We start from the raw sequence: 21,429 nt of genomic DNA, 5'->3' as shown, positions 1-21,429 counted from the left end.
ATGGCGGGTTGTGGTTGTGTTTGAGGGTGGTGCTGGGTGCGCCTAAAGTTGGACGACCTTGACCGGCTTGGCTTCCTTCTTCTTTTTCTTACCCTTGGCGTTGGCCTTGCCTTTCTTGCCGCCGTTGCACTCGACCGTGGTGGTCCAGCCACTGGAGGTGAACAGTTGCTCCACCGCCTCAGCCAGGTATTCACCATCAAGCCCGGGCTTGATTCCCTGGACGATGATGGACCGTTCGGCAAATACATCGGTACGCCCGGCCATTTCCAGGCGAACCCCGGCGCTGCTGCGATTGAAGGCGGCCAGGCGAGCCTTGGCGGCCTGCTCGGCGGCTGACTTGTTGGGGTAGATATGCCGGTCGGTATGGACCGCTGGCAGGCCGTTCGGCAGGTCGTCGTTGTCCAGCTCGACCACCTTTAGGGCTCCGGATTTTTTGTCCTGGTGCTTGGTGCGTACCGCCTTTTGCGTATTGCGGTCGCCAAGACGGAATTGATAGCGGCTCAGATCCGAGCGCCTCAAAACCACAGGGCTCAGATTCTTGCCGCTTGCGGTCTGGCCGCCCTGCCGAGGCATGACCAACAGCTTGCCGTCGGCCAGCTTGGCCGTGCAGTCATATTGCTTGGCAAGGCGGGTGATGAAGTTGTAATCCGACTCGTTGAGTTGGTCGACTCGAGGCACTTTTGTTTGCACCGGGCATACCGGCTGCCATCCATTGCGGGCTGCCACGTCGCGGACAATTTGCTGCAAAGGCACGTTTTCCCAAGACCCGCTGCGCACGGTCTTGCCACTGCCGCGCATGTCACTGGCTTTACCCCGGATCACCAACGTATCAGGCGGCCCCGACAACTCGACCTCATCGACGGTGTAGCGCCCCAAGCGCGTCAGGGCCTGGCCGGTATACCCCAGGTAAACCTCGATACCCGCCCCACGTGTGGGCAGCGCAACCGCTTGATCACGATCATCAATCCGCAACTCGAAGTCGTCCGAATCCATGCCTGGCTTATCCGAGGTGCGCAGACTCAATAACCGGTCATTGATCAACACGGTGATGTCCTTGCCGTCCGCCACAATGCGAAAGGTCGGCTTCATGGCAACACTCCAGAAAAAAGAAACCCCGCACAGAGCGGGGTTCGTGAGGGGCGACGATGCTGGTTAATCCCACAGCTGGATATCCTCCAGCGTCTGTGCTGGCAGATCCGGCAGCAGGATGATTACACCAGCGCGAAATGGTTGAGGCTCGTCGGCCAACCCTTGATTGGCAGCAAGCACGGCCTCCACAGTGCCATTCAGATGGCCGTAGTAGTGATGACAGACGGTGTCCAACAGATCCCCGTCAGACGTTCTGCAGGTCGTCGCCATAGCTCACAAACTCCAGTGAAAAGGATTGCTTGCGCGGAATGCCACCCGCGAGCAGGTTGCTTTGTTCTTCCTCGATGTTGAGCAGGCACCAGGTGCCGAGCACTTCGCCGTAGCCGGTGGTCAGGTTCACCGGCTGCAGACGTCGCCCGATGGTGCGCAATTTGTCCAGCTGTTTGAGCCCACCTTTGAAACCTGGAAAAATCACACCCTTGAGGCTGATCTTGTCCTCTCCCTGGCCGACCGCCTGCTGGGCGATGCTGCGTGTCAGACGTTCCTGGCCTGCCCAGCGAAACGACGTCTGCCGACGTAGCTCCTCGAAAGCCGCCGTATCCAGGTTGAAGTAGTACGGCTGTGCGTTCGGCTCAAGAGGCTGCATGATCAGCAGGTGCGGGAATGGCTTCACCGCCTCAGCCGCTGGTGTCAGCTGGGGCGCAAATGAACCCGTGGGCATGATGTTGCTCAGTGATGGGCTTACCTGGCCGGCGATGCGATTGATCGCTGCCCCCGCCTTGCCCGCCTGCTCCTTGAGCGAACCCAGCCGCTCTTGAACTTGGCCAGCTGCAGTAACGGCTTGGTTGTACTTCGCCGCCACCTGGCCCACGGTGGACTGCGCCGCGTTGATTGCCCGCATGGTCCGTTGCACCTTGGCGCCGATGGCCGGCCCAATGAAGGGCACCCCCTCAAGTTCCGAGGCGGCGCCGGTCATGTCGCTGATTGCACCATTGAGCGGGCCCAGCATGCCATCGAGACTGGTACGGCCAGCCTCCCCCGCTGCAAGCAGTGATTTGAACACCGATTGCAATTGCTCCATGTAGGCCATGGCACCTCCTTAAACGTGAGGGGAATCGAACAACTGACTCGATGCTTGGCGGGCGGCGACGTCTCGGGAGAAGGACTCCATCAACTGACGCAAATGCGGCTCCAGGTCCCGGGCCAACTGAGCCGGGTCTTTTACATCGCCTTGCACGGTGATGGAGACTTGCGGAGCAAAGCTGAAAGCCTGCTCAACTTTTGGTGGCACCGGCGGCGTCGGCTCTGCCACCTTCGCGACTTCGGGCAGCTTGGTCGGCGCTTCAGTAGATGCCGCGGGCTTGTCGGCCTTTGCGGCCTCAGCCTTGTCATCACTGCCAAACCAGGACTTACCCAAGAATCCGCCGATACTCTCGCCACCCAGACCGCCCAAAGCGGCACCAATTGCTCCCCCGATGGCGGTACCGATGATCGGCACCACCGAGCCAATAGCGGCACCGGCAGCACCTCCAGCGAGCGCGCCCGCAAGACCGCCAGCGGCCCCGCCGTATCCTTCGGCTTTCTCGTCCTGAGTCGTGGCATTGAGTGCGGTGTCCAAGACCCCGACTCCCGCATCGAGCACCGAACCACCTGGGATACGTTTGGAGAGACGCGTCACCCCTCTTATCGACTGCACTGCCTGACCAAGTGAACTGCTAGGAACGGCCTCTGCCACGGCAGCCATTGGGAGTGCGGCCACCGCTGCGGCCTTGGGCAAGGCAGACACTGCAGACGCTTTGGGTAAGGATGGCATTGCCGGTGCAGTCACTGCCGGGGCACTCGGCGCCCGAGCAGTTATCCGCCTGCGCGACATGCTCCCCACGCCTGAACGACGGCCACGGCGCCCACGTTGACGCCTACGTGTAACGCCTCCAGGGTCCGTGCCCGGGCCGCTGGAACTGGCCCTGCCGATAGCATCCGCATTGACGACAAAGACCCGCTGCGGCTCGCTGCCAGCCCCTGCAGCAGTTTCCGGGCTGCGTCCCATGAGTTTGCCGAGCAGACCCAGGCCCTTGTCCACCGTTTTGATACCGGTTTTCGGAGCCTTGGCAGCGGCATCACCGAGGGAACCCACGCCTCGTTCCATCGCCCGGCCACGCGATATGTTGTACAGCCCCCTGCCAATCTTCACCGCGCTGGCAGTCGTCTTGAGGGCCAATAGGCCGGCGGTGATGCCCGCAATGCCAAGCACCACCGGTTGCGAGCCATCCGAAAGCTTGGTCAGCCCACGCACAATTGAAGTCAGTCCCTGGGCGACCGCATCGGTCGCCGGGCGGATGGCGTCCCCCACACTGCGCATGCCATCACTCACCGCCTGACCGAGCTCGTCCCACATCTGTTTCGACGTTTCGCGCCGTTCGGCCAGGTTCTTGTCGAGGATCCCGCCAGAAGACTGCGAATCCTTTTTCAGCTGCTCGTACAGCGACTTGTTTTGCGAGTAGGCCGTGAGCGCCGCCTTGACCTGCATGTCAGCGAACAGGTCACCGGTACGCAGGGATTTTTCCAGGGCATCGAGCGCCGCCTTGGCCTTCTCCGGATCTGTTTCCTTGCTGATCTTGGCCTGGGCTTCGGCCATCTTCGCGGCTTTTGCCGGGTCGGTGGCCTGGATGTATTTCATCGCCAGGGCAAAGCTGGATTCCAGGGTCGACATGCCCTTCTGAATGCCAGTGTTCAGGGAGCCTTGATAGTCGATGCCGGCGTCTTTGTACGCCTTGACCACGTCGCCCGAACCGATTTTCTCCATCCAGTTTTTCAGGTTGTTCGCCGCTTCGTCCGAGCCGCCAGCCGTTTTCATCTGGACTTGAAGCATCGCACCCAAGGAGCTGACCGCCTCCATGCCGGTGCTGCCGTTCTTCTCCATGCTCGCCAGCAGTTGAGGAAACCAGCGGGCCATGTCGCTGGCCTCAAAGCTGCCCGCCTGCCCTTGATAGGCGATGGCCTCCAGGGCCTGCTGCATCACCTTGGGGTCGGTGATTTTGGCGTTCTGCTGCAGCGCCATGATCATGCTGGCCGTATCGACACCGGAGGCGCCCTGGCCGATGGCGAACTTCGCCGCCGTCGGTGCGTAGGCCATGGCCTGCTTGAGGTCCATACCGGCACCGACCAGTTGGTTTACCAGGTCCGCCACGTCGTTACGGGCCATGCCCGTATCGCGAGAGGTCTGGATCACCGTCTGGCTAAGCTGTGTTTCTTGCGGCTTATTGACCACGTCCGCCTTGATCGCGATGTCGCGGATGATCGCTTGATAATCCGCACTGACCTTGGTCGGTATGGCGGCCAGGCCTGTGGCGACAACACCCTGACCAATGCTCGACGTGAGTCCTTTCTTGCCGGCATCGAGCTGCTGGTGACCTTTGAGCTGCAGATCAGCGGCTTTGGCTGTACGGCCCAGGCGCTGGTACTCCTGCCCCAGCCTGCCCACCTCCACGCCCTGCTTGCGTAGGGCATCAAGGTTGCCGTTGAGCTTACGCAACAGCCCATCCGCCGAAGCCGCGCCGCTGTCGTGCGCCCGCTTCCATTCATCGCGCAGGCGGATGGTTTCGCTGATGGTGCTCTTGAGCACCTTGGCCTTGTTACCTTTGTCCTCCAGCTTTTTGATGTGACCTTCAACCGTGCGGAAGGCAGACCCCATCGTCGAACTGACGGCGCCGCCGATCACCAGCGATAACGCCAGTTTGCTAGCCATCGTCTACCCCTTGTTTCAGTCTGAGAGCCACCAAACCATGTCGGAAAATGGCATGGTGAGGATTTCAGCGGCGGAAAAATTCAACTCGGCGGCTAGACGCTTAGCCAGTTGCTTTTGCACCTTCGGGTTGAAGTTCATCATCTCGCACCAGGCGAAAATAGCCGGCCTGTATGCGGTAGAAGTCCTTCAGCGCCAAACCATCCAGATCCTTGGTACTGACTTCAGCCAGGGAAGCGAACAAATTCAGATCTTGCTGTTCTTCATCATTGGGCGCTGTTTGGCGGGCGATACGAAGGTCACGCACGGTCGGTGTTCGGAGGCTCAGCGTATCGACACGCACGCCGTTGGCCTCAGATGGCACAGTCAGTTTCACGGTGACGCGGTCAGCGGCCAGGGTCATCCAGCTTGGAATTGGGGTATTGCTCATAGAGGTGTGTCCTAAAAAGGAGGAAACGCCGCCCGGGCGATTCGCCAGGCGGGTATCAAGAAGAGTTAGAGGCCCAATGCAGAACGCTGGGCGGCGAGTTGATCAACACCGTTGATAACTCGCCGCATGCCGAGAGGATCGATCTCGTAGACGGTTCGGCCGTCCACTTCGAGCTTGTAGTAGGTCAGTCCGACGGCATGCTTGATTTCGGCCTTGTCGCCCGCTTTCCAGTCCCCCATATCGACCTCTTTCAAGGTGCCGCGCAGGGTGACGATGACCGGCGTAACTTTGCCTTTGAGCCCTTTGAAGGCTCCCCGGAATGTACCGTTGAACGCTGTGCCATCGGACAAGCCGAAGAACTTCAACGACTCACGACGCACACCCGTAGTGGTGAAGTTCGCCTCCTGTTTTTCCATCCCCATATCCAGTTCGACCGGGGCGTCCATGCCGCCGCCGCGATGCTCCTCCATCTTGAGCGTGAGCTTTGGCAGCGTCAGGCTTGGCACGTCGCCCTGGAAGCTGACGCCGTCGACGAACAAATTCAGGTTCGCCAGGGTTTCGGGAATCATTGCCATTACAGTCGCTCCTTATGCGGCGGTATCGAGGACTTCGGTCAACCATTGATCGGTGACCTCTACGCGGAAGTTGGGGTTTTCTGCCGGCGGAACGTCGGTGAAGCGGATGTTCCAATACACCTTGCCCTGCGCCAGTTGGCTTGCCGAGTTCAGCTCCGGGTCAGCAAATACCTCGAAGTTGATGATTGCGCCTTGAGCCTTCAGGTCGCGCATGAAAGCTTGCAGACCTTCGGTTACATCCTTGATGTATGTCGCGGTGATCGATCGGTCTACCGCCCATTTGTGGCCGTAGAGGATTGCGTCCATGACGATGTCCATCGTTCGTACGCGAGTGACGAACGCCCACTTCGGATCGCTCGACAGCGTGCGGTTACCCCACAGGCGGAAACCGTCGTCACGGATGATCGTGGTGATGTTGGCGTTGTTGAGCAGGTTGGCCCGGCAGGTTTCGTCACCGTCCAGAAACTCAATCGGGCGCGAGGTACCGGTGATGCCGACAAACTCCTTGTTCGAAGGCGACGCCCAAAAACCGTATTCACTGTCGGTCCAGGCAAACAACCCTGCCACCCAGGCGGAGCCGGGCGCGTCGACCGTGGCGTCCGCCGTGGTGTCCCAATACTGCACACCCGGATCAACCAGGTACGCCCGCTTGGCGCCGAAGTTCTCGGCGTAAGCCATCACCGCCTCATCAGTGGTGTTCGGGCCGTCGAGGATGGCGAGCCCTCGCAGCTTGTCGGCCAGCGCGACCAGCGCGGTACCGACAGCCAGTGTCGCGCTGTGCTTGGGAGTCACCAACAGCCGCGGCTGGGCGTTGAACCGACTCTTGCCGTCCAGCAGCGCTTGCAGGCCGGTGCGCTTACCGTTGGCCTGCACGCCACCGATGATTGCCGAGGTCTGTTCAGCCGGATCGGCCAACTGAGGCACGCCACAGGCAACAATCACCGCCTTGGCACGGGTGTAGATGGCTTTGCAGGCTTTGGTCATTGCCGAGTCTGGCCCAAAGGCGGCCACCGCTTCACGCTCGCTGGTGATCATCACCAGGTCATTCGGCTGAGCGCTGTAGGCCGGCGCAGGTACAAATGTGTCAACCAGTCCAATGATCGAGGACGATGGCAACGCAATGACACGAGCGCCGGTGTCGACGTTCGTGACGGTCACGCCATGAAAGAAGCTCATAGGTTCTCCAGATACGAAAAAGCCCCGCAATGCGAGGCCTGTTTGTGGTGAAGCGGAAAAGAAAACGCCCCGACTGTGCGGGGCGTTTATTCGGATTGATGAGACAGCCAGACAGGGATTGGAGGCCGATGATCAGCCAATGGAAAATCGCCGGCCTCCGGCCAGTTGCGCAAGGCCCGTCGGTAGGTTTGAAGTTCCGCGTATTGCTCAGCAGTCAATGTTGTTACGACGCCTTCCTCCAGCTCGTCGCGATGGCGTGTCACAACCCCATCAGTTAGTGAAAGTTGGTTATCGCGCCAGGCCCGCTCGATGCCAACTAGTTCCTCTACAGTCGGTGGCGGTGGATCCTGCAGCTCTGGTCGGCCATCAGCACCCTTTCCAATGATCTTGACCACCTGGCGCGGCTCAAATAGTGCCGCGTGCTCAGCATCAGATATTTCAATGCCTCCGTTATCAGTCAATTCGAAGGCAAATCGACCGTCTTCTTCAATCCATTTAGCGAACATAGATACCCTCAATAGCCGATGGCTAGCCAGTTGTAACCACCAACAGTCACAGCGGAGTTGTTGCTAGTCACGTTGGTCATGAAGCCCATAAAACCTGTACGGGTCGGCTGTGAGCACTGACAAAGACTAGGATTAGGCGCAGCACCAGCCCCAGCATACATGGCTCCCACGTACATACAGGCTGTAGGAAATGCGACGGGGAACGTTACAGGCACTGTTCCTGACGCGGTATCCGTTGATGCATGCCCTATTTTAAATATCCAGCCACTGGGCAGAACTTGGTGGCCGTTAGCGCCAAAAATGGCCGCAAACATTGGTGACGATCGCAAACATTCAAGACTGGCATGCGCCCGCCACTTTTCACCGTCCGACACCAGCAAGATGTCCGATCCCATGGACATGGTGTAAGGCGATGAGACGGAAACGTTATTGATAGCCAGTGTGTCACCTGCCAGCACCGCCAGCTTGGCCGCATCGACCGCGCTTGAGGTCGTAATCAGAATTGCCGACCCCTTGGGCAAAGTATTTGCCTTGGGCAATGTCAGCGTGCCGTTTGCAGACATCTCAATGCGCGTTCCGACGTGTGCCGCTGTCAAGGTGACGTTTCCGCCTGCAATCCCTGTGCTATTTGCATAGCTGCCTTTTTCACGCTGTACAAACTCGGCGGTTGCCAGCAGTTTGCTGCTGTCAAATTGCGTGGGGGTATTACCAAAAACCTTGGAATACTGGAGTTGCGCCGATCCTGCAGCCCACCAAGCAGCGGCCCCATTGCTGGTCAGTTGGAGGGTTGAACCTGGCTGGAGGACGATGTTGTTGGGTTGGTTGAAGTTGCCGGCGTTGATCAGATCAGTGCCCACACAGACGACGGTCACAATGCCGCCGCCAATGTTGCGAAAGTGAATCGAACCGCCAGCAGGCAAGCTGCTTGCGGCTGGTAACGTGAGAGTAAACGACCCGATGGTAGAAACCAACGTGCCAACCGCCGCCGCTGTCAAAGTGGTCGCCGACGTGAGGCTGGTGAATCCGCGATAGTTGCCGCTGGAGCGCATGACGTATTCAGTCGTCGCGACCGACTTAGTGTTGTCGAACAGCGCAGGCGTGTTGGCCGTAGGGTTGATCAGCGCAGGCGAGTTGATGGGGGCAAAACCCTGGGTGATGTTTTGAAATGTCAACGCGGTGGTACCCAGGACAATCGTTCCATCGGTTACCAACTGCCAGCGCGTGTCGGCCAGCGTAGCGCCTTGCTCGACTGAAAGAATCATCGCCGATGTGACTTCAGCACTACTGTCAGCATCCGGCGCACGCTGCCATCCTGCTACGCCCACAACGTAGATGCCGTTGTCCTTAGAGGACGTTTGATTCTTCACCAACACCCGGTCGCCAGCGAGCAGGCTAACGCCGTCGATGGTCTGAAGCCCACTCAACGCGATATTGGCCGTAGTCGCTGCTCGCACTGACTGCTTGCTGTCGAGCTTGTACAGCTCTTCCTGAATCTTCGTATCGACATATTCGCGGGTGGCCAGCACCACAGATGGGTCAATCTTCAATTGAATGTTCGAAGTGCCGTTGGTGATGATGTGCATCCGCACTACCTGATTACGGCCAGAGTTCTGCTCGAGCAGCGGCTTGTAACTAGGCGCCACGTTGGAGACGGCAGAGAAAACACCGTCCTTGTCTTCCAGGGCCAGCTCACGAATCCACCAGCCGCCCACGTCTGGCGGCAACACCAATTCCGCGATCAAAACATTGGCGTCTTTCTCCGACACCCGAAGCTGATTGAGCTGGGCTCGGTAAACCTGATTGATCAATCTAGTTTGGGAGGCGCTTGGCACCGGATCGGTGCCGTTCGCGTCCCCGATCAGCATGTATTTGGGTTCCCAGGGGATACCCAAGGCATCGCAGTTGGTTTTTTTGTTGGCACCCAATGTGGTCAGCATGCCGCCAAAAATAGTGTTCTTATCAACCATACGGGTAGGTATCCAATTCATCGATTATGTAATGGCTGACGCCGCTGTATCCCTGCACTTCTACGTCGATGTCGGGATTGCTCCAGGGATAAACATCGATCTCATCGCCGTCATAAACGGCGAACCCGACAAAGGCGTCGAGGTGTGCTTCCAGAACGATGTCCAAACCAGATAAATGGCGGCTGACCGGCCGGGCGTCATCAATCAGCCATGTCAGTTCCTTGTAGGTTTCTTCGCTGATGCCTTCCTCGGAAACACCGATCTTCAAGGCGAACGTTCCCGGCACACCCTTGGGCTCTGTCTGGAACCACTCGACGACCTCAATGAGATAGCCGAACGGCTCCACCACCCGGCGCAACGCGCCGATGGTGCCCTTATGGGCATGAACGTAGAACGAAGAGCGGATCACCGAACGCTTGACCTCTTCGGGCCACGCCTCGTCCCAGCGGTCCACGGACCAGGCCCAAGCCAGTTGGTAAAGCAAATGCGCCGGGCAGGTGTCCGGGTTGTATAGGGTTCTGAGCGGTATCGCTGTTGTTTCGTCGATAGCCGCCTCAATTGCACGCTCAAGCTGGGTACTGTTGAGGGGAAGCAGACTTTTCATTTGCCACCCCGCGTTACGGTGAAGCCCGTGCACCACGCCGCTTGCGCCTTAGTTGGGCGGATGTCCACCCATCCAGGTATCTCGACCCGGGCCACACCGCTGACATGGACCTGTGCATCAATCGCCGAACGGGCAACCTCAACGCCTAAGCGGCGCCGGGGGTTGATCCAGGCCCGCAGTCGCGCGTTGCACTCAGCAAGTGCTGCCTCGTTTTCCGGGCCCGTGCCGACCATGTACACCACGGCATCGATTCGATAGGGCAGGATTTCAGCACCCTGCACCGTCAACCGATCAGCCACAGGCCGCCGATCTTCATCATTGAGGTAGGTGTCCACTTCGGCCAACAGCTCGGGGCTAGCGGTACCGTCGCCCTCCAGAGACAGGACTGTCACCACCACCTCAGCCGGTGCCGGGCTTTCGGCCGTGGCATCTGCCACCAGTCCCGAGGCATTTCGAGCATGCAGGATGTAACTGTTCCGTGGCCCGGCAGTGGTCAGCCCTTCGTACCTCAGTTGGATACGCTCGCGCAGTGCGTCGTAGCTTTCCAGCACCGCGGCTACTGGCGGCACGGCGGTCAAGTCCTCAGCCTGAATGACCAGGCGCTCAAGGCTCACGTTTGCAGCCAACTGCACCAGGTCGGCACCCGTGGCATGAGCCAGTAACAGGGCCTTGGCCGCGTCATTGACCCTGGCCCGATTCTGCATGCGTCGATAAGCACCCAACTCCAGCAGCTTGGTCACCGGATCGCTTTCAAGGAAAGCGGTCCAGTTATCGCCCATGTACTCGCGGAAAGTTGCCAGCTCGCCCTGATACAACTCTTCAAAATCCAGACTCTCCAGCACCTGTGGGGCCGGCAACGCCGAAAGGTCGATAGTGCTCATGCGTTCACCTCCAGCACCACGCCATCGCCAATGTATGAGCCCGTCAGCTGCAAGGTGATTTGTCCATCAACCACCGCAATGACCCGGACACGTTCAAGCTTCAAACGGGGCTCCCAACGCCCCAGGGCACGAGCGACCTCGGCCTGAACTGCGCTCTTCCAGCCCTCGTTAACGGGCAGGTCGACATAGCGACGCATTTGGCTGCCGTACTCAGGCCGCATGCGCCGGCTGCCGACAGGCGTGCTCAGAATGTCCTCAATGGACTGCCGCAAATGCGCCTGGCCGGACAGCGGCTGCCCCGTGCGACGGTCCACTCCGATCATGGAATTACTCCGTCAGCTGTTGCATATCCGGGTGCGCCTTGAGAAAGGCGTATTGATCATCGCCACGGGCTGAGACCTGACCGGCGATGACCGGCACGGTGCGGCCGTCTGGCATGACCAACGTGCGAGAGGTGTACAGGGTGTCGCGAAACACCCGCGCCGGCCCGATGGGTTCGGGCGACTCGGTCCGTGTGGGCTGAAGCGGGTTCACATCGGTAGCGGCCCGGTCCGTCCCTGTTCGTGGTTTGCTCATAAGGTTCGCTCCAGAAACACAAAAGCCCGCACGCGGCGGGCTGTGGATGAATGTCGGAATCAGTGTTTGTGGTTCGGCGTGTTGCCAGTGGTGTCGACGATGCTTCCGCCGCCGTGGATATCACCCGTTACCCGTAGCGGGCCGTTGATCTGCACATTGCCGGTCAGGGTGATATCGCCCGCAGTGGCGTTGATCGCACTGTCGGTAACGACCACTTCGGTTCCGCCGACTTTGACGGTGACGGTACCGCTTGGCACGGTGATGGTGTACGTGCTGGCCTGCCAGTCGTAGACCATCGAGCCACCATCATCGAAACGCCATACCTCGACATGATCACGGTTGTCCGGCGGTGCCCCAGCATTGCCATACAGACCGGGGATAAATGTGCCTTGTGCCACTTCCCCGCTGGCACTGACCAGAGTCCCCTGCTCGCCCATGCTGGGCGCTCGCCAATGACGGGCCTTGCCAGCAGCGATACTGTGCCAACGCACCCATGCACTGACCCAGTCCCCATCCGACACCCGGCATACGGGCGGTGAGGCGGTCAAATCCAGCGCCACCACATAACAATCCTTGACCAGGCCAGCCAGCATGCGGTCATGCTGCGCGCTGGGGTAGCTCATGCCATCTCCTCCGGTGACTGATAGCTCCCTTCTCTGCCAGGCCCCGTGTCAGGGCTGAAACCCCAGAGCAGGGTACCCGGTGGCTGATTCGGCCATGGCCACTCTTCCTTGCCTAAGTAAATACCTTGGGTCCACTCGACGACCCACACCGCATAGCTATCGAGCTCTGGCCGGGTCCAGTCCTGTGATGCCTGGATGAACTCCGCCGGTTCGACCGCCAGTCCCCATGTCTGCATGCGCAGCAAAATAATCAGCTGAGCCGCAATGAAAGCCGCTACCTGTTGGCAGTGCTCGTGGTCACTGCCAACGATGATCCGTGCTTCGAAACGCGCCTCGACTCCGACTTCGCCAGTGCCGGGGTCCCGGCCAGGCTCCAGCTCGACCAGCTCAAGCACAACAGCGGGGATGGGTACGTGCTGCAACATGTCGGGCATGGTGCAGATATATGCCAAGCCGGGGATGGCCTGGGCGATCTGTTCTTCAATAGCCGAGTAAAGCTGGTCGAGAGGAATAATGGGATCAGACATGGGCTGATTTCCTCAGATATTTTTGAAGCTCGAAATTCATTTCCTGCTCCAGGATTTCAAGCAACCGCTGATGCGCACGACGTGACCACTCCTCAAAGTGAGGTCGCACGTCGTCGAGCGATATCTTGGCCTTGGCGAGTGGATAGCGGCTGCCGTTCTCAGCAATCCAGCCCGAACTTGGTCCACCGCCGCCAGACACATCACTGTCGGGATAGTCGCTTGCTCTGAAATGCTTACTGGCGGTACGAATCCAGATATCTGGTTCGCTGCCATAAACGGTCTTGTAGAACGCCCCCTGATACTTGCGACCGGCGACAGAGACACCAGAGCGACCCTGTCGTACCCGCCCAGCGCGACTAGCCTCAATGGGGTTAATGCCGAACCACAACTTCGCTTGTTCGTTGGAGTTAACTGGGTAGGCCTTTAATCGCTGACGTACAGCGGCGATAGCAATTCGAGCCTGTCGGCCAACCGCCCGCGCAATGTGAGTACGCAACCAACGCAGCGTCTTATTCAGGGCTCGCCGTTGAGCTGCACGGGCGGCCTGCGGAACAAGCGCAGCAAAGTCGGAGAACGCATCCTTATCAGCTTGAGCAAGTTGCAGTGTGAATAGACCGGAGCTGGCCGAGGATTTAACATGGCTGCCGACGCTCATCGCACCTCCCGAAGAATCAGGTTGACCCAGCCAGTGCCATCCGGCTCACGCCTGACGACGACATAGCGTCCGCCGCCGTCTTCCTGCGTTAGCTGAACGGTGATGAGCTGGCCATCCGAAATGAGATGAGCGTCGACAACACGAACGGCGAACACTGGCTCGCGTATGCCAGTGTTGATCCTTCCCACCTTCGGTTGCAGCCAGGGCGCCGAGAAGAATCCCGGCACCGGTAAGTCGCGCCCCTCGACCAGAGCCTCGTCGCCCAGGATATCCAGCAACTGCGCATCCATCGCTGCCACCTGGTCACGGAAGGCCATCAGCTATCTCCGTCATCCGAGGCGCCGGATCCGGACTCCAGTTTGCCGCGCTTGGCAATGACGCCTTCTTCGAGCAACAGATCCCGAATCTCAGTGCTGAGCGGAACGTACACTTCGCCTTTTCGCACCACCTTGGCACCGTCCTGCACGCTGCCATTGACTACGTAGTACTCAACTTTCGCGGCCATCTCACACCACCTTTGCAAAAACGAAAGCGTTAGGCTCCAACATCCCGGCCAGGGCAGCGCTCTGCAGCTTCAACCACCGAGCGCTCGGATCCTGGGTGACCCAGGTTTTTGGAAAACGGGCCGCTTCGACCAGACCACTTTCAATGGCTTCGATGTCCTTGATCGCGCCATACAGCATCGCGTTTCGAGTCGAGGTCGAGCCCAGCATCAAGCCGCCGCTTGGCACCATCTGCTGTTCATCACCATCATCGTCCAGGTACCACTCGTCATAGACGTACAGGTCGATGCCGGGATCGTTCAAATAGCCGAGATAGGTCACGCCATCCGGCAACTCTTCGGGCTTGATTACGCCCATGTCCACCCGGCGGGAGTTGAGCTGCTTCAACACTGTCTCATTGCGCTGGAAAGCGTCCTGGGCTTCGCCACTGAGCACAGCGACGTTGCCGGTACGCCCGGAGTCCTTGGCGATCTGGCGCTTCCACTGCCGCAAATTGGCAATGGGGTCAGAGTCCGCCGTGTTCCAACGCCCGGCCCCCAACACGATCTTGTGGCTGTCCTCCATCAGAAAATCGATGGTGTCATCGACGCCATCGCCCAGCACCCGAACGCGCCCAGTGCTCAGCGCCTGAGCGCACATCCACTCTTCACGGCGAGTGATCTCGTCATCCAGGTCGATCAGGTCGCGCCCCAGCTGCTCGCCCGCTCGCTCCAGGGGAGTCCGCGAGGAGAATGGATTATCGCCTGCAGCACGCTTGAGGATTTGTTCTGCTCGCGTCTCGCGCTTGGGCTGGATATAGGGTGGCTTGTAGGTTTCAGAACTGAAGCCGTTACGCAGCGAAACACTGCCAGGCAGCGATGGGTGGACGAAAGGCGCCATCTTGCGCTGGCCCTTGATGATGTCGATGGTTACCGCCTCGGTCCCGAAAGTAATGGGGTTACCGCCGTTGAAGAAAGTGTTCATCAGGAAGCGACGAGGAGTGTTCATCTGCTCGACGGCTTCGAGCATGGTAAGGGTGTCAAAAATGTCGGTCATCAGGTGCTCCGGTCAGCGGATGAAAATGCAGAGAGGTCGAAGGGCGGCTTTGGCCGCTGCCAAGGTCAGGCCTTCACCGAGGTGGAGCTGGGTGCCTAGCACTTGGCCTGTCAAACGAATGGGCGCGCTCTTGGCCCCGTCCGTGGTATCCACGTCCTCTTCGAGGATGGCCGCAGGCGCCTGGGAACCGTCTTCAGCGGCCGCTTTGCACAGCACAAACTCTTTTGAACTGGTGATTTGCCCCAAGACAGAACCCCGCAACAGGGCCTGGCCTGCGGCGATCACACCGGTGTCCATTGCAATGGGAAAGTCACCGGCAGACAGATGACTTGGCCGGTAGGTTTTACGCTCTGGGTTGCTCATGAGTGTCTCCTGTTCAGCGGCGCGAAGCGCCCGCAACGATTGCACTGACGGCGGCTTGGCGTTCGCCCTGCTTGCCGTCACCGCTTGGGGTTGTAGCCGTCACGCCCTGCGCATCACTCTTGATCGCAGACAGGGAGATCCCGCGATCCTGGGCGGCCTTGAACAATTGCAAGGCGGTGGCTTCGACCGTGGTACCAGCATCGATAGCCGCTTCGATTTCCTTCTCGAAACCTTTGCTGGCCAGGGCGTTAATGCCCTTGATGCGCTCTCGCTCGGCAGTGGCGCCTTCGGCTCGAATGGCACCGAGGTCAGGCTGTTGTGCCTGAGCGATTTCAATGGTGTTTGGATCAATGCCGGCGGCGAGCGCAGTACGCAGCTCCGCCGTGGTGTGTACGGTGGTCATGGTGGTTTTCCTAGGGACAGTGATGGCCGGTTTGGCCAGTTCAGTGATGAGGGATTCAAGCGAGCCCAACCGATGGGCCAGACCTGATTCAACAGCCGCGGCTCCAACGCGTAATCCGCCGAAGTCACCCATTGCAGGAACCTTTGCGGCTTCGGTGCCCAGGTTTCGCGCCACTTTGCCGACGAAGACTTCACCGAGGGCATTTACGGTTTCGCCGATCTTGGCGCGCCCTTCCTCGGTTGCGAGATCTGGCCGCTTGTTCGGCGCGTTGCTGCTGACGATCTGATAGCGTTTGCGACCGTTAGCGGCACCACTTTCAACGACGGCCTCAACGACAACGCCGATGCTTCCGGCCAAACTGGCTTCGTCGATGACGATCTCGTGCGCTGCCGAGGCGATCCAGTACGCAGCGCTCGCCCCAATGCCGCCGATGTACGCCACGATCCGCTTGCGTTCTCGACCAGCGAATATGATCTCGGCCAGTTCATTGATTCCGGAGGCGACACCGCCAGGGCTGTCGATGTTGAGCACAATCGAACGGACTTTGGGATCGTCCAGCGCTCGCTGGATGTCCGTGCCCAGGACCTGCGTGCTGGTAGCCCCGCTGATTTCAGTGAACATATTGGCGTAACGAAAGATCGGCCCTGTTACGGGGATCACTGCCACGCCGTTTCGCACAGTGACTGTGCGGGTCTCTTCCAGCCGCTCGCCGCGCCGGGTCGCCAAGGCCACTGGATCGCCCATGCGGTCGGCGATGGTCAGCAAGTTTTCCAGGGCGTCAGGCAGCATTAGCCAAGGCTGCGACGCAGCCAGCTCAAGTGCTCGAGGCATATTCAGTCCTCTTCGGATTTGGGGTCAGGCGGGTTTTCCAGCCCGCCCTTGGGCAGGGCCTGCAGGTTTTTGGCGCGGCGTTGCTCCACTTCCCGTACGCGCTGACGGAACACCTGCTGCCAGGGCTCGCCGGTCATGGCCGCTGTTTCGAGGGTCTCGTTGCTCACGCCGATTTCGATGCGCTTACCGGCCGCGTTGGCTTCCTTCAGCTCATCTATCGCCCCACGGGCCGGACCGATCCAAATGGCCTGACAGTAGGCCTTGCGCTTGGCTGGGTCGCCGTAGCCCGGTAGGTCGATCAGCCCCCTGGCCACAGCTTCGTCGATGATCAGCTCACGGCTTGGCTGGCAGAAATCACAGGCGAGCCACCAACGACGCAGGCTGTAGAAACGCCAAGCCTGAAGCATGGCGGCGCGGGCAGCGCTGTAGCTGCTGCTGTAATGGAGCAAGAGCTCTTCAAGTGGCAGCTCCAGGGCTGCGCCGATCTCTTTCACCACGGCGGTGAAGAAGGGATCGAACTGGGCGTTAGGTCGGCCAGGGTTGGCCACGACAGGCTCTTCGCCGACGCCTAGGTCAATCACAGCCCCCTCGCCTAGGGCCAGCTCGCCATCGGTGGTGTCATCGCCTTCAGGGCGCTCGTCCGCCAGCGCAGTCATCGGCAGGTTGCCGGTTGGGAAATCAGAGCTCTTTTTGATGAACACCGTGAACATTGCAGAAATCACAGCGGCCATCAGCTCAGCACTGCTGTAGCGCTCCAGCTTCTGCAACGGCTCCAGCACAGGGGCCAGGTACGGAGCTCCACGCTTCTGACCTGGACGCTCCTTATCCGCCAGAACGTGTAACACCCGCCGTCGGCCGGTCTCCTCACCGAACGCGGTAAGTCGCTCCCAGCTCAGTGGCTTGCCTGGCAGATGCTCGCCGGGGTAGCCGGTACAGACGTGGTAGGCCACAGGCGCGCCCAGCGAATCGAACTCAACGCCGTCAACCAGATTGACACGGTCCATACCGCCGTTCGGATTGCTGACCCGATCCGACTCGATCAACTGCAGTCGCGTGCTGAAGACACAGCCCGGGCGTTCCTGGTCCGGGCTGGCAACCAACACATCACCGGCCACCAGCGATGACACCAAGACCAAAGCTTGCAACTGGTAATGATTGAGGGTCGCTTCGGCATCACACTCCCTTGGGTCATCGGCATACAACGACCAAAGCCGGTCCAAACGGCCATTCAGTTGGTCGGCCTGCGCTTCGGTAAGGCCCAGGGCCTCATGATCAACCTGGGCGCGGCAGACCAGTCCGGTGCCCACGACATTGGTGCGCAACCGGGTGATGGCAGCACGGGCTATCAGGTGGTTACGCATGGCGTCCCTGGACCGGGCCACCAGCATTCGTCGCTCGCTCTGATTGAAGTCTCGTCGAGGACTACCGAGGCCCGGAATCCAGCTGGCCATGCTGCGCAGCATGCGCGAAGCACCTCGCCAGCGAGTTTCGACACCGCCGCCACCGCCTTGAGCCACAATCTGCTGACCGTCCACCGAAGCCCTGGCCACCTTAATGGCCTCGCGCATCAGCATATCAGCGGGGCCTTGACGCTTGCTGAATGGCCACATGATCAAATCCCCAGGTACGAGACACGATTGCGGCCTCGACCTCGCAGCGCCGCCTGTTCGTTGGCGACTTGCTCGGCATATTGTTTTTCCAGCAAGCGCAAGCTGTTGAGCTCCGCCAGCTGGACCTCGCGATCAGCCCGGCGCAGGCGCTGACCTTTTTTCAGGACGTCAGAAATTGCCGCCCTAACTTCAGCTAGGCGCAGTTGTGCGTCAGTCATGGTTGATTTCCTTAATAGCCCGCTCGACTGCGGGTGCCCCGCCCACGAGCGACTACTCGGCGCGGTACCGGTGCGACCGGTTGTTCGGTGTTGAACAGCGTTGGCTGCATCAGTTGCTGTTCCAACTGGTCCCACTCGTGGTCACGTAGCAGATGCGTTTTCAGACTACGTGCGGCATGCAAGGCATACACCTCGCAGTCCAGGGCTTCGTTACGGCGCCCTGCTTTTTTCTGCCAGACCATCTTGCTGGGGTTACGCGCATGCGGTGCCAGCACTTCGTTGGTGAGCTGTTCGTAGTAATCCGAACGGATCTCGCTGTACCAGTGCATGCGCCCCGGTCCACCCCCCTTCAAGCGCAGACGGCCATCGATCAGCGTCTTGGCCTTGTGCGTCCCAACGATGTGCACCCGCAGACCATATTTCGCCGCTTTGGTGTTGTCCTGGGAGGTGTCCACAGACTGCGGAGGCTTGGTGAAGATTTCCTTGTCGCGGCTATCAATCGACGCACCTTTGATCGCCATGATGTTGAAGCGTTGTCGATCACGGACATAACTGTAAACGGCATCACTGGTGTTACCGTCCGAGCTGTCAATGCTGACTGCCGACACCGCCAAATGTGCGCCGCCCTCGGTAGGGATTGGCTGAGCGATGACCCGGTCCAGCTCCTGCCATACGCTATCGTGTGGGTCGATTGGGTTGCCGTGTAGCTCGCCCCAATACAGCCGCCAGGACTCCTCGCCGCGTCCCCATCCAGTGATGATCAGTGCCAGCCGATCACCTTGCACGTCCACACCCACGGTGACCAACAACACGCCCCTGGGCGCTGTCAGTTCGGCATACGGCTCGGCACGCTTCTCCAGTTCATCAGTCTTCGGCGCATCGCTCTGGTACTCGTAGCTTTCGCCCTTCGAGCTGTTCACAAAGGCAATCATCGGACCGATGTTGCCTTGCGCCGCAGCGTGTTCAGCCTGGAGCTTTTTCTCCATCAACGCTTGGAAGCGGGAGCCCCAAAAGGTGGCGTACAGCTCATTGAGGATGTAGCCGGCGATGCCGCGAAACTCAGCCGTGGCCTGCCAGCGCCCATGTTTGAGGTTGGCGTTCTTCTGGTTGTCGTCCCAAATCGCACCGCAATGTGGGCAAGAATAGAACGCCTTCTCCGGCCGTTTATTGCCGTAGACCTCGTGGTGATATTCAGGGTCTTCATCGCAATGAAGGTTGTCGAAGCTCAGCGCATGTTCCTGGCCGCATTCGTGGCACGTCACCAAACCGATGCGTTTGTCCGACAGCTCCAGCTCAGCATCAATGGCCGACAAGCCTTTGATTGTCGGCGTACCGCCGATGATGATCTTGGAACGGCGAAAGGTTTTCAGACGCTCCTTGGCCAGCTTGATGCTATCGCCCTGCCCGCGCAGGTTGAGGTTGCAGTCGTCGGGCTCTTCAATGGCTACACGCGGCACCGGTGTGGATTTCACACTGGCCGGGCTGTTGGAGCCCACCATTTTAAGGAACCCGCCGGGGAAGCGCTTAAAGTCCTGGCGCTGCTGCAACTTGCGGCTGCGCAAATCGACCTTCTTGCGAAGCCTTGGCGTCGCCTCGATCATCGGTTCGAGCTTCTCACCCACGTATTGCTTAGCGGCTTCGGCCTTAGGAAACAGCACCAGGATGGGCGACGGATCAATGTCGATCCACTTGCCCAGGGCGTTACCGAGAACGCCTGATGTCCAGGCAACTTGCGCCGACTTGCGGCCTACGATCTCGGTGACCGCCGGATCGTCCAGCGCCTCCAGAGGGCCGCCGGGCCAGGTCAGGTGAGGTGTGACGTTGAAGCGATATTTGCCGGGGCGGGCTGCCTCTTCTGGCGCCAGCCAGCGGTATTTTTCCGCCCACTCAATAATGCTCATGCGCGGCGGCGGGGCCCACTTACGGCAGGCGCCGCGCAGCGCGTTAATCGCCGTTTTCTTCAGAGCCCTCCGGATCGTCCGGTTCGTCAGAATCTCCATCTGACTGGGCATCATCCTTGTCATAGTCTGACAGCCTCCTCAGGATGGTTTCGATGGGATCAGCGATCAGGCGCTCGTCAACTTCAACGCCGTAGCGCGCCGACAGTTGTTCGGCCAGCTCATCCGGAAAGGAATTGAGCAACTCGACTTTGGCTGCCGTGATCATGGCCTCAAAGCGTCCGACCAGGTCGGCCGCGATAACGACCTCGCCCAAATCCTTGGCCAGCGCCAGCTCTTCACGATTGGCCCTGACCCGGTCGAGCCGGTCACGAGAGGTTTCTTTTTTGCCGTTGAGCGAAGCCTGATGCATCAACCACTGAATCACCGCTTCGGTGTCGTACTGGTTTTCGTTGCCTCGGCCTATGCCGAACTCAATTACCGGCATGCCGTCGTTCTGCCATCGAGTCAGCGTGCGCTCATCGCGGCCGACGATCTCACCCAGTTCGGCTTTGCTGACTGTCCTTCCCATCGCTACCCCCTTGAAAAGACGGACATCCCTGCAAAAAACTCAGCTGCAGGGAATCCGCGAGTTCGGTAACCCGTGTAGGGGGCGGGCCAAGGGGAGGACCCAAAAAATCCTCTACCCTCCCCCTACCCCCCATTGCTTGTTGCTTCGGTGACACCCAGTCGCTTGGCCAGCCAGCGTTCGTAGAGGCCGATGGCTACATCGGCACCGGCCATCGCCGTGATGCTGCCCAGGCTCCCTGCCGTCCAGAGCGACATGCCGGCGGCGATCATCAGCATCATTGCCGACACCCCGCAGACAACGCAGGCACCGGACCGCAGCGCCAGGCGTCTCAACAACACCCAACCCCGCGCCCCGTCCTTGTCTGCCCGCCACATCTCCCCCGATACGCCACCGACCAAGGCCAGGAGAATCACTAACCAGATCGGCATCTCTGCCAGTGCTTGCTGCTCGTTCGTCATTGCCCCGCCCCTTAAACGCAAAAACCCGGCGCAAGGGCCGGGTTTGGTGTGTGGTGTCGGCCGCTTTATGCGGTCGCACCTATCGAAGATGAGTACTTTTTACAGGTCGATTCCGGTGGCAGCAAGCCTGTTTTAATGCCACCCGGTGAATGTCTGGTGAACGCCTAGGCAATGTCGGCGAATATCTT

General features: G+C 59.7%; 26 protein-coding genes. All 26 read right to left on the bottom strand.

Translation table 11 applies throughout. The features are described 5' to 3' along the window. Nucleotides 1-42: 42 nt before the first annotated feature. Nucleotides 43-1,089 carry a contractile injection system protein, VgrG/Pvc8 family gene (locus tag V3H56_RS05685; protein WP_338474325.1) on the bottom strand — a complete coding sequence of 349 codons (1,047 nt, stop codon included), beginning with the start codon at nt 1,087-1,089 and terminating at the stop codon, nt 43-45. A 63-nt stretch (nt 1,090-1,152) separates the two neighbouring features. Further along, nucleotides 1,153-1,359, bottom strand: coding sequence for a tail protein X (locus V3H56_RS05680; RefSeq protein WP_053124044.1), 207 nt, complete (start codon nt 1,357-1,359; stop codon nt 1,153-1,155). Then, nucleotides 1,334-2,179: a phage tail protein gene (locus tag V3H56_RS05675; RefSeq protein WP_338474324.1), complete on the bottom strand. Its 846-nt coding sequence runs from the start codon at nt 2,177-2,179 to the stop codon at nt 1,334-1,336. Before V3H56_RS05675 ends, V3H56_RS05680 begins: the two co-directional genes overlap by 26 nt. Nucleotides 2,180-2,188: 9 nt before the next feature. Beyond that, nucleotides 2,189-4,834, bottom strand: coding sequence for a phage tail tape measure protein (locus V3H56_RS05670; protein ID WP_338474323.1), 2,646 nt, complete (start codon nt 4,832-4,834; stop codon nt 2,189-2,191). Nucleotides 4,835-4,934: 100 nt separating this feature from the next. Beyond that, entirely contained in the window at nt 4,935-5,261 is a 327-nt protein-coding gene (locus V3H56_RS05665) for a phage tail assembly protein (protein ID WP_338474322.1), read from the bottom strand. 65 nt (nt 5,262-5,326) lie between these two features. Next, nucleotides 5,327-5,836 carry a phage major tail tube protein gene (locus V3H56_RS05660; RefSeq protein WP_338474321.1) on the bottom strand — a complete coding sequence of 170 codons (510 nt, stop codon included), beginning with the start codon at nt 5,834-5,836 and terminating at the stop codon, nt 5,327-5,329. 12 nt (nt 5,837-5,848) lie between these two features. Beyond that, nucleotides 5,849-7,012: a phage tail sheath family protein gene (locus V3H56_RS05655; protein WP_338474320.1), complete on the bottom strand. Its 1,164-nt coding sequence runs from the start codon at nt 7,010-7,012 to the stop codon at nt 5,849-5,851. 86 nt (nt 7,013-7,098) lie between these two features. Further along, a complete protein-coding gene (locus V3H56_RS05650) occupies nt 7,099-7,518 on the bottom strand; it encodes a phage tail protein (protein WP_338474319.1) in 420 nt (139 codons plus the stop codon). Nucleotides 7,519-7,526: 8 nt separating this feature from the next. Beyond that, complete coding sequence (locus tag V3H56_RS05645) at nt 7,527-9,485, bottom strand: phage tail protein (RefSeq protein WP_338474318.1); 1,959 nt, start codon at nt 9,483-9,485, stop codon at nt 7,527-7,529. Next, nucleotides 9,478-10,089 (bottom strand): phage tail protein I, encoded by a 612-nt coding sequence (locus tag V3H56_RS05640; protein ID WP_338474317.1) that lies wholly within the window; start codon nt 10,087-10,089, stop codon nt 9,478-9,480. The genes V3H56_RS05645 and V3H56_RS05640 overlap by 8 nt, the downstream gene beginning before the upstream one ends. Further along, entirely contained in the window at nt 10,086-10,970 is an 885-nt protein-coding gene (locus V3H56_RS05635) for a baseplate J/gp47 family protein (RefSeq protein ID WP_338474316.1), read from the bottom strand. The genes V3H56_RS05640 and V3H56_RS05635 overlap by 4 nt, the downstream gene beginning before the upstream one ends. Next, entirely contained in the window at nt 10,967-11,293 is a 327-nt protein-coding gene (locus tag V3H56_RS05630) for a GPW/gp25 family protein (RefSeq protein ID WP_069971005.1), read from the bottom strand. The genes V3H56_RS05635 and V3H56_RS05630 overlap by 4 nt, the downstream gene beginning before the upstream one ends. Nucleotides 11,294-11,297: 4 nt before the next feature. Beyond that, nucleotides 11,298-11,546: a hypothetical protein gene (locus tag V3H56_RS05625; protein WP_338474315.1), complete on the bottom strand. Its 249-nt coding sequence runs from the start codon at nt 11,544-11,546 to the stop codon at nt 11,298-11,300. Nucleotides 11,547-11,605: 59 nt separating this feature from the next. Continuing rightward, the gene (locus V3H56_RS05620; RefSeq protein WP_338474314.1) at nt 11,606-12,169 is read right to left on the bottom strand and encodes a phage baseplate assembly protein V; all 564 of its coding nucleotides are present in this window, start codon (nt 12,167-12,169) and stop codon (nt 11,606-11,608) included. After that, nucleotides 12,166-12,696 (bottom strand): hypothetical protein, encoded by a 531-nt coding sequence (locus tag V3H56_RS05615; RefSeq protein WP_338474313.1) that lies wholly within the window; start codon nt 12,694-12,696, stop codon nt 12,166-12,168. Before V3H56_RS05615 ends, V3H56_RS05620 begins: the two co-directional genes overlap by 4 nt. After that, on the bottom strand, nt 12,689-13,351 hold the full coding sequence (locus V3H56_RS05610) for a hypothetical protein (RefSeq protein ID WP_338474312.1): 663 nt from the start codon (nt 13,349-13,351) through the stop codon (nt 12,689-12,691). Before V3H56_RS05610 ends, V3H56_RS05615 begins: the two co-directional genes overlap by 8 nt. Continuing rightward, a complete protein-coding gene (locus tag V3H56_RS05605; RefSeq protein WP_338474311.1) occupies nt 13,348-13,668 on the bottom strand; it encodes a hypothetical protein in 321 nt (106 codons plus the stop codon). The genes V3H56_RS05610 and V3H56_RS05605 overlap by 4 nt, the downstream gene beginning before the upstream one ends. Further along, nucleotides 13,668-13,856, bottom strand: a complete 189-nt coding sequence (locus V3H56_RS05600; RefSeq protein WP_338474310.1) for a hypothetical protein — start codon at nt 13,854-13,856, stop codon at nt 13,668-13,670. The genes V3H56_RS05605 and V3H56_RS05600 overlap by 1 nt, the downstream gene beginning before the upstream one ends. A 1-nt stretch (nt 13,857) precedes the next feature. Further along, on the bottom strand, nt 13,858-14,889 hold the full coding sequence (locus V3H56_RS05595; RefSeq protein WP_338474309.1) for a major capsid protein: 1,032 nt from the start codon (nt 14,887-14,889) through the stop codon (nt 13,858-13,860). A gap of 12 nt (nt 14,890-14,901) precedes the next feature. Next, nucleotides 14,902-15,252 carry a head decoration protein gene (locus V3H56_RS05590; RefSeq protein WP_338474308.1) on the bottom strand — a complete coding sequence of 117 codons (351 nt, stop codon included), beginning with the start codon at nt 15,250-15,252 and terminating at the stop codon, nt 14,902-14,904. Nucleotides 15,253-15,265: 13 nt separating this feature from the next. Continuing rightward, the gene (locus V3H56_RS05585; RefSeq protein WP_338474307.1) at nt 15,266-16,486 is read right to left on the bottom strand and encodes a S49 family peptidase; all 1,221 of its coding nucleotides are present in this window, start codon (nt 16,484-16,486) and stop codon (nt 15,266-15,268) included. Nucleotides 16,487-16,488: 2 nt separating this feature from the next. Further along, the gene (locus V3H56_RS05580) at nt 16,489-18,096 is read right to left on the bottom strand and encodes a phage portal protein (RefSeq protein WP_338474306.1); all 1,608 of its coding nucleotides are present in this window, start codon (nt 18,094-18,096) and stop codon (nt 16,489-16,491) included. Between the two features lie 2 nt (nt 18,097-18,098). Beyond that, nucleotides 18,099-18,314 carry a hypothetical protein gene (locus tag V3H56_RS05575; protein ID WP_072393786.1) on the bottom strand — a complete coding sequence of 72 codons (216 nt, stop codon included), beginning with the start codon at nt 18,312-18,314 and terminating at the stop codon, nt 18,099-18,101. Between the two features lie 11 nt (nt 18,315-18,325). Next, nucleotides 18,326-20,314 carry a terminase gpA endonuclease subunit gene (locus V3H56_RS05570; protein WP_338474304.1) on the bottom strand — a complete coding sequence of 663 codons (1,989 nt, stop codon included), beginning with the start codon at nt 20,312-20,314 and terminating at the stop codon, nt 18,326-18,328. Beyond that, nucleotides 20,259-20,783 (bottom strand): terminase small subunit, encoded by a 525-nt coding sequence (locus V3H56_RS05565; RefSeq protein WP_338474302.1) that lies wholly within the window; start codon nt 20,781-20,783, stop codon nt 20,259-20,261. The genes V3H56_RS05570 and V3H56_RS05565 overlap by 56 nt, the downstream gene beginning before the upstream one ends. 122 nt (nt 20,784-20,905) lie before the next feature. Continuing rightward, nucleotides 20,906-21,241 (bottom strand): phage holin family protein, encoded by a 336-nt coding sequence (locus tag V3H56_RS05560; protein WP_338474300.1) that lies wholly within the window; start codon nt 21,239-21,241, stop codon nt 20,906-20,908. Between the last annotated feature and the right edge of the window lie 188 nt (nt 21,242-21,429).

The organism is Pseudomonas sp. MS646, assembly GCF_036693845.1.
Classification (GTDB): domain Bacteria; phylum Pseudomonadota; class Gammaproteobacteria; order Pseudomonadales; family Pseudomonadaceae; genus Aquipseudomonas; species Aquipseudomonas chlororaphis_E.
The sequence above is the reverse complement of the archived record's forward strand: the minus strand, read 5'-3'. Positions and strand labels throughout refer to the sequence as shown.

Coding starts and splice junctions, on each gene's coding strand:
- V3H56_RS05570 (WP_338474304.1), bottom strand. CDS start 20,314: ATGGAGATTCTGACGAACCGGACGATCCGGAGGGCTCTGAAGAAAACG.
- V3H56_RS05630 (WP_069971005.1), bottom strand. CDS start 11,293: ATGATCGGAGTGGACCGTCGCACGGGGCAGCCGCTGTCCGGCCAGGCG.
- V3H56_RS05675 (WP_338474324.1), bottom strand. CDS start 2,179: ATGGCCTACATGGAGCAATTGCAATCGGTGTTCAAATCACTGCTTGCA.
- V3H56_RS05655 (WP_338474320.1), bottom strand. CDS start 7,012: ATGAGCTTCTTTCATGGCGTGACCGTCACGAACGTCGACACCGGCGCT.
- V3H56_RS05620 (WP_338474314.1), bottom strand. CDS start 12,169: ATGAGCTACCCCAGCGCGCAGCATGACCGCATGCTGGCTGGCCTGGTC.
- V3H56_RS05635 (WP_338474316.1), bottom strand. CDS start 10,970: ATGAGCACTATCGACCTTTCGGCGTTGCCGGCCCCACAGGTGCTGGAG.
- V3H56_RS05575 (WP_072393786.1), bottom strand. CDS start 18,314: ATGACTGACGCACAACTGCGCCTAGCTGAAGTTAGGGCGGCAATTTCT.
- V3H56_RS05640 (WP_338474317.1), bottom strand. CDS start 10,089: ATGAAAAGTCTGCTTCCCCTCAACAGTACCCAGCTTGAGCGTGCAATT.
- V3H56_RS05560 (WP_338474300.1), bottom strand. CDS start 21,241: ATGACGAACGAGCAGCAAGCACTGGCAGAGATGCCGATCTGGTTAGTG.
- V3H56_RS05660 (WP_338474321.1), bottom strand. CDS start 5,836: ATGGCAATGATTCCCGAAACCCTGGCGAACCTGAATTTGTTCGTCGAC.
- V3H56_RS05670 (WP_338474323.1), bottom strand. CDS start 4,834: ATGGCTAGCAAACTGGCGTTATCGCTGGTGATCGGCGGCGCCGTCAGT.
- V3H56_RS05625 (WP_338474315.1), bottom strand. CDS start 11,546: ATGAGCAAACCACGAACAGGGACGGACCGGGCCGCTACCGATGTGAAC.
- V3H56_RS05665 (WP_338474322.1), bottom strand. CDS start 5,261: ATGAGCAATACCCCAATTCCAAGCTGGATGACCCTGGCCGCTGACCGC.
- V3H56_RS05590 (WP_338474308.1), bottom strand. CDS start 15,252: ATGAGCAACCCAGAGCGTAAAACCTACCGGCCAAGTCATCTGTCTGCC.
- V3H56_RS05595 (WP_338474309.1), bottom strand. CDS start 14,889: ATGACCGACATTTTTGACACCCTTACCATGCTCGAAGCCGTCGAGCAG.
- V3H56_RS05685 (WP_338474325.1), bottom strand. CDS start 1,089: ATGAAGCCGACCTTTCGCATTGTGGCGGACGGCAAGGACATCACCGTG.
- V3H56_RS05600 (WP_338474310.1), bottom strand. CDS start 13,856: ATGGCCGCGAAAGTTGAGTACTACGTAGTCAATGGCAGCGTGCAGGAC.
- V3H56_RS05585 (WP_338474307.1), bottom strand. CDS start 16,486: ATGCCTCGAGCACTTGAGCTGGCTGCGTCGCAGCCTTGGCTAATGCTG.
- V3H56_RS05565 (WP_338474302.1), bottom strand. CDS start 20,783: ATGGGAAGGACAGTCAGCAAAGCCGAACTGGGTGAGATCGTCGGCCGC.
- V3H56_RS05615 (WP_338474313.1), bottom strand. CDS start 12,696: ATGTCTGATCCCATTATTCCTCTCGACCAGCTTTACTCGGCTATTGAA.
- V3H56_RS05645 (WP_338474318.1), bottom strand. CDS start 9,485: ATGGTTGATAAGAACACTATTTTTGGCGGCATGCTGACCACATTGGGT.
- V3H56_RS05680 (WP_053124044.1), bottom strand. CDS start 1,359: ATGGCGACGACCTGCAGAACGTCTGACGGGGATCTGTTGGACACCGTC.
- V3H56_RS05650 (WP_338474319.1), bottom strand. CDS start 7,518: ATGTTCGCTAAATGGATTGAAGAAGACGGTCGATTTGCCTTCGAATTG.
- V3H56_RS05610 (WP_338474312.1), bottom strand. CDS start 13,351: ATGAGCGTCGGCAGCCATGTTAAATCCTCGGCCAGCTCCGGTCTATTC.
- V3H56_RS05580 (WP_338474306.1), bottom strand. CDS start 18,096: ATGTGGCCATTCAGCAAGCGTCAAGGCCCCGCTGATATGCTGATGCGC.
- V3H56_RS05605 (WP_338474311.1), bottom strand. CDS start 13,668: ATGGCCTTCCGTGACCAGGTGGCAGCGATGGATGCGCAGTTGCTGGAT.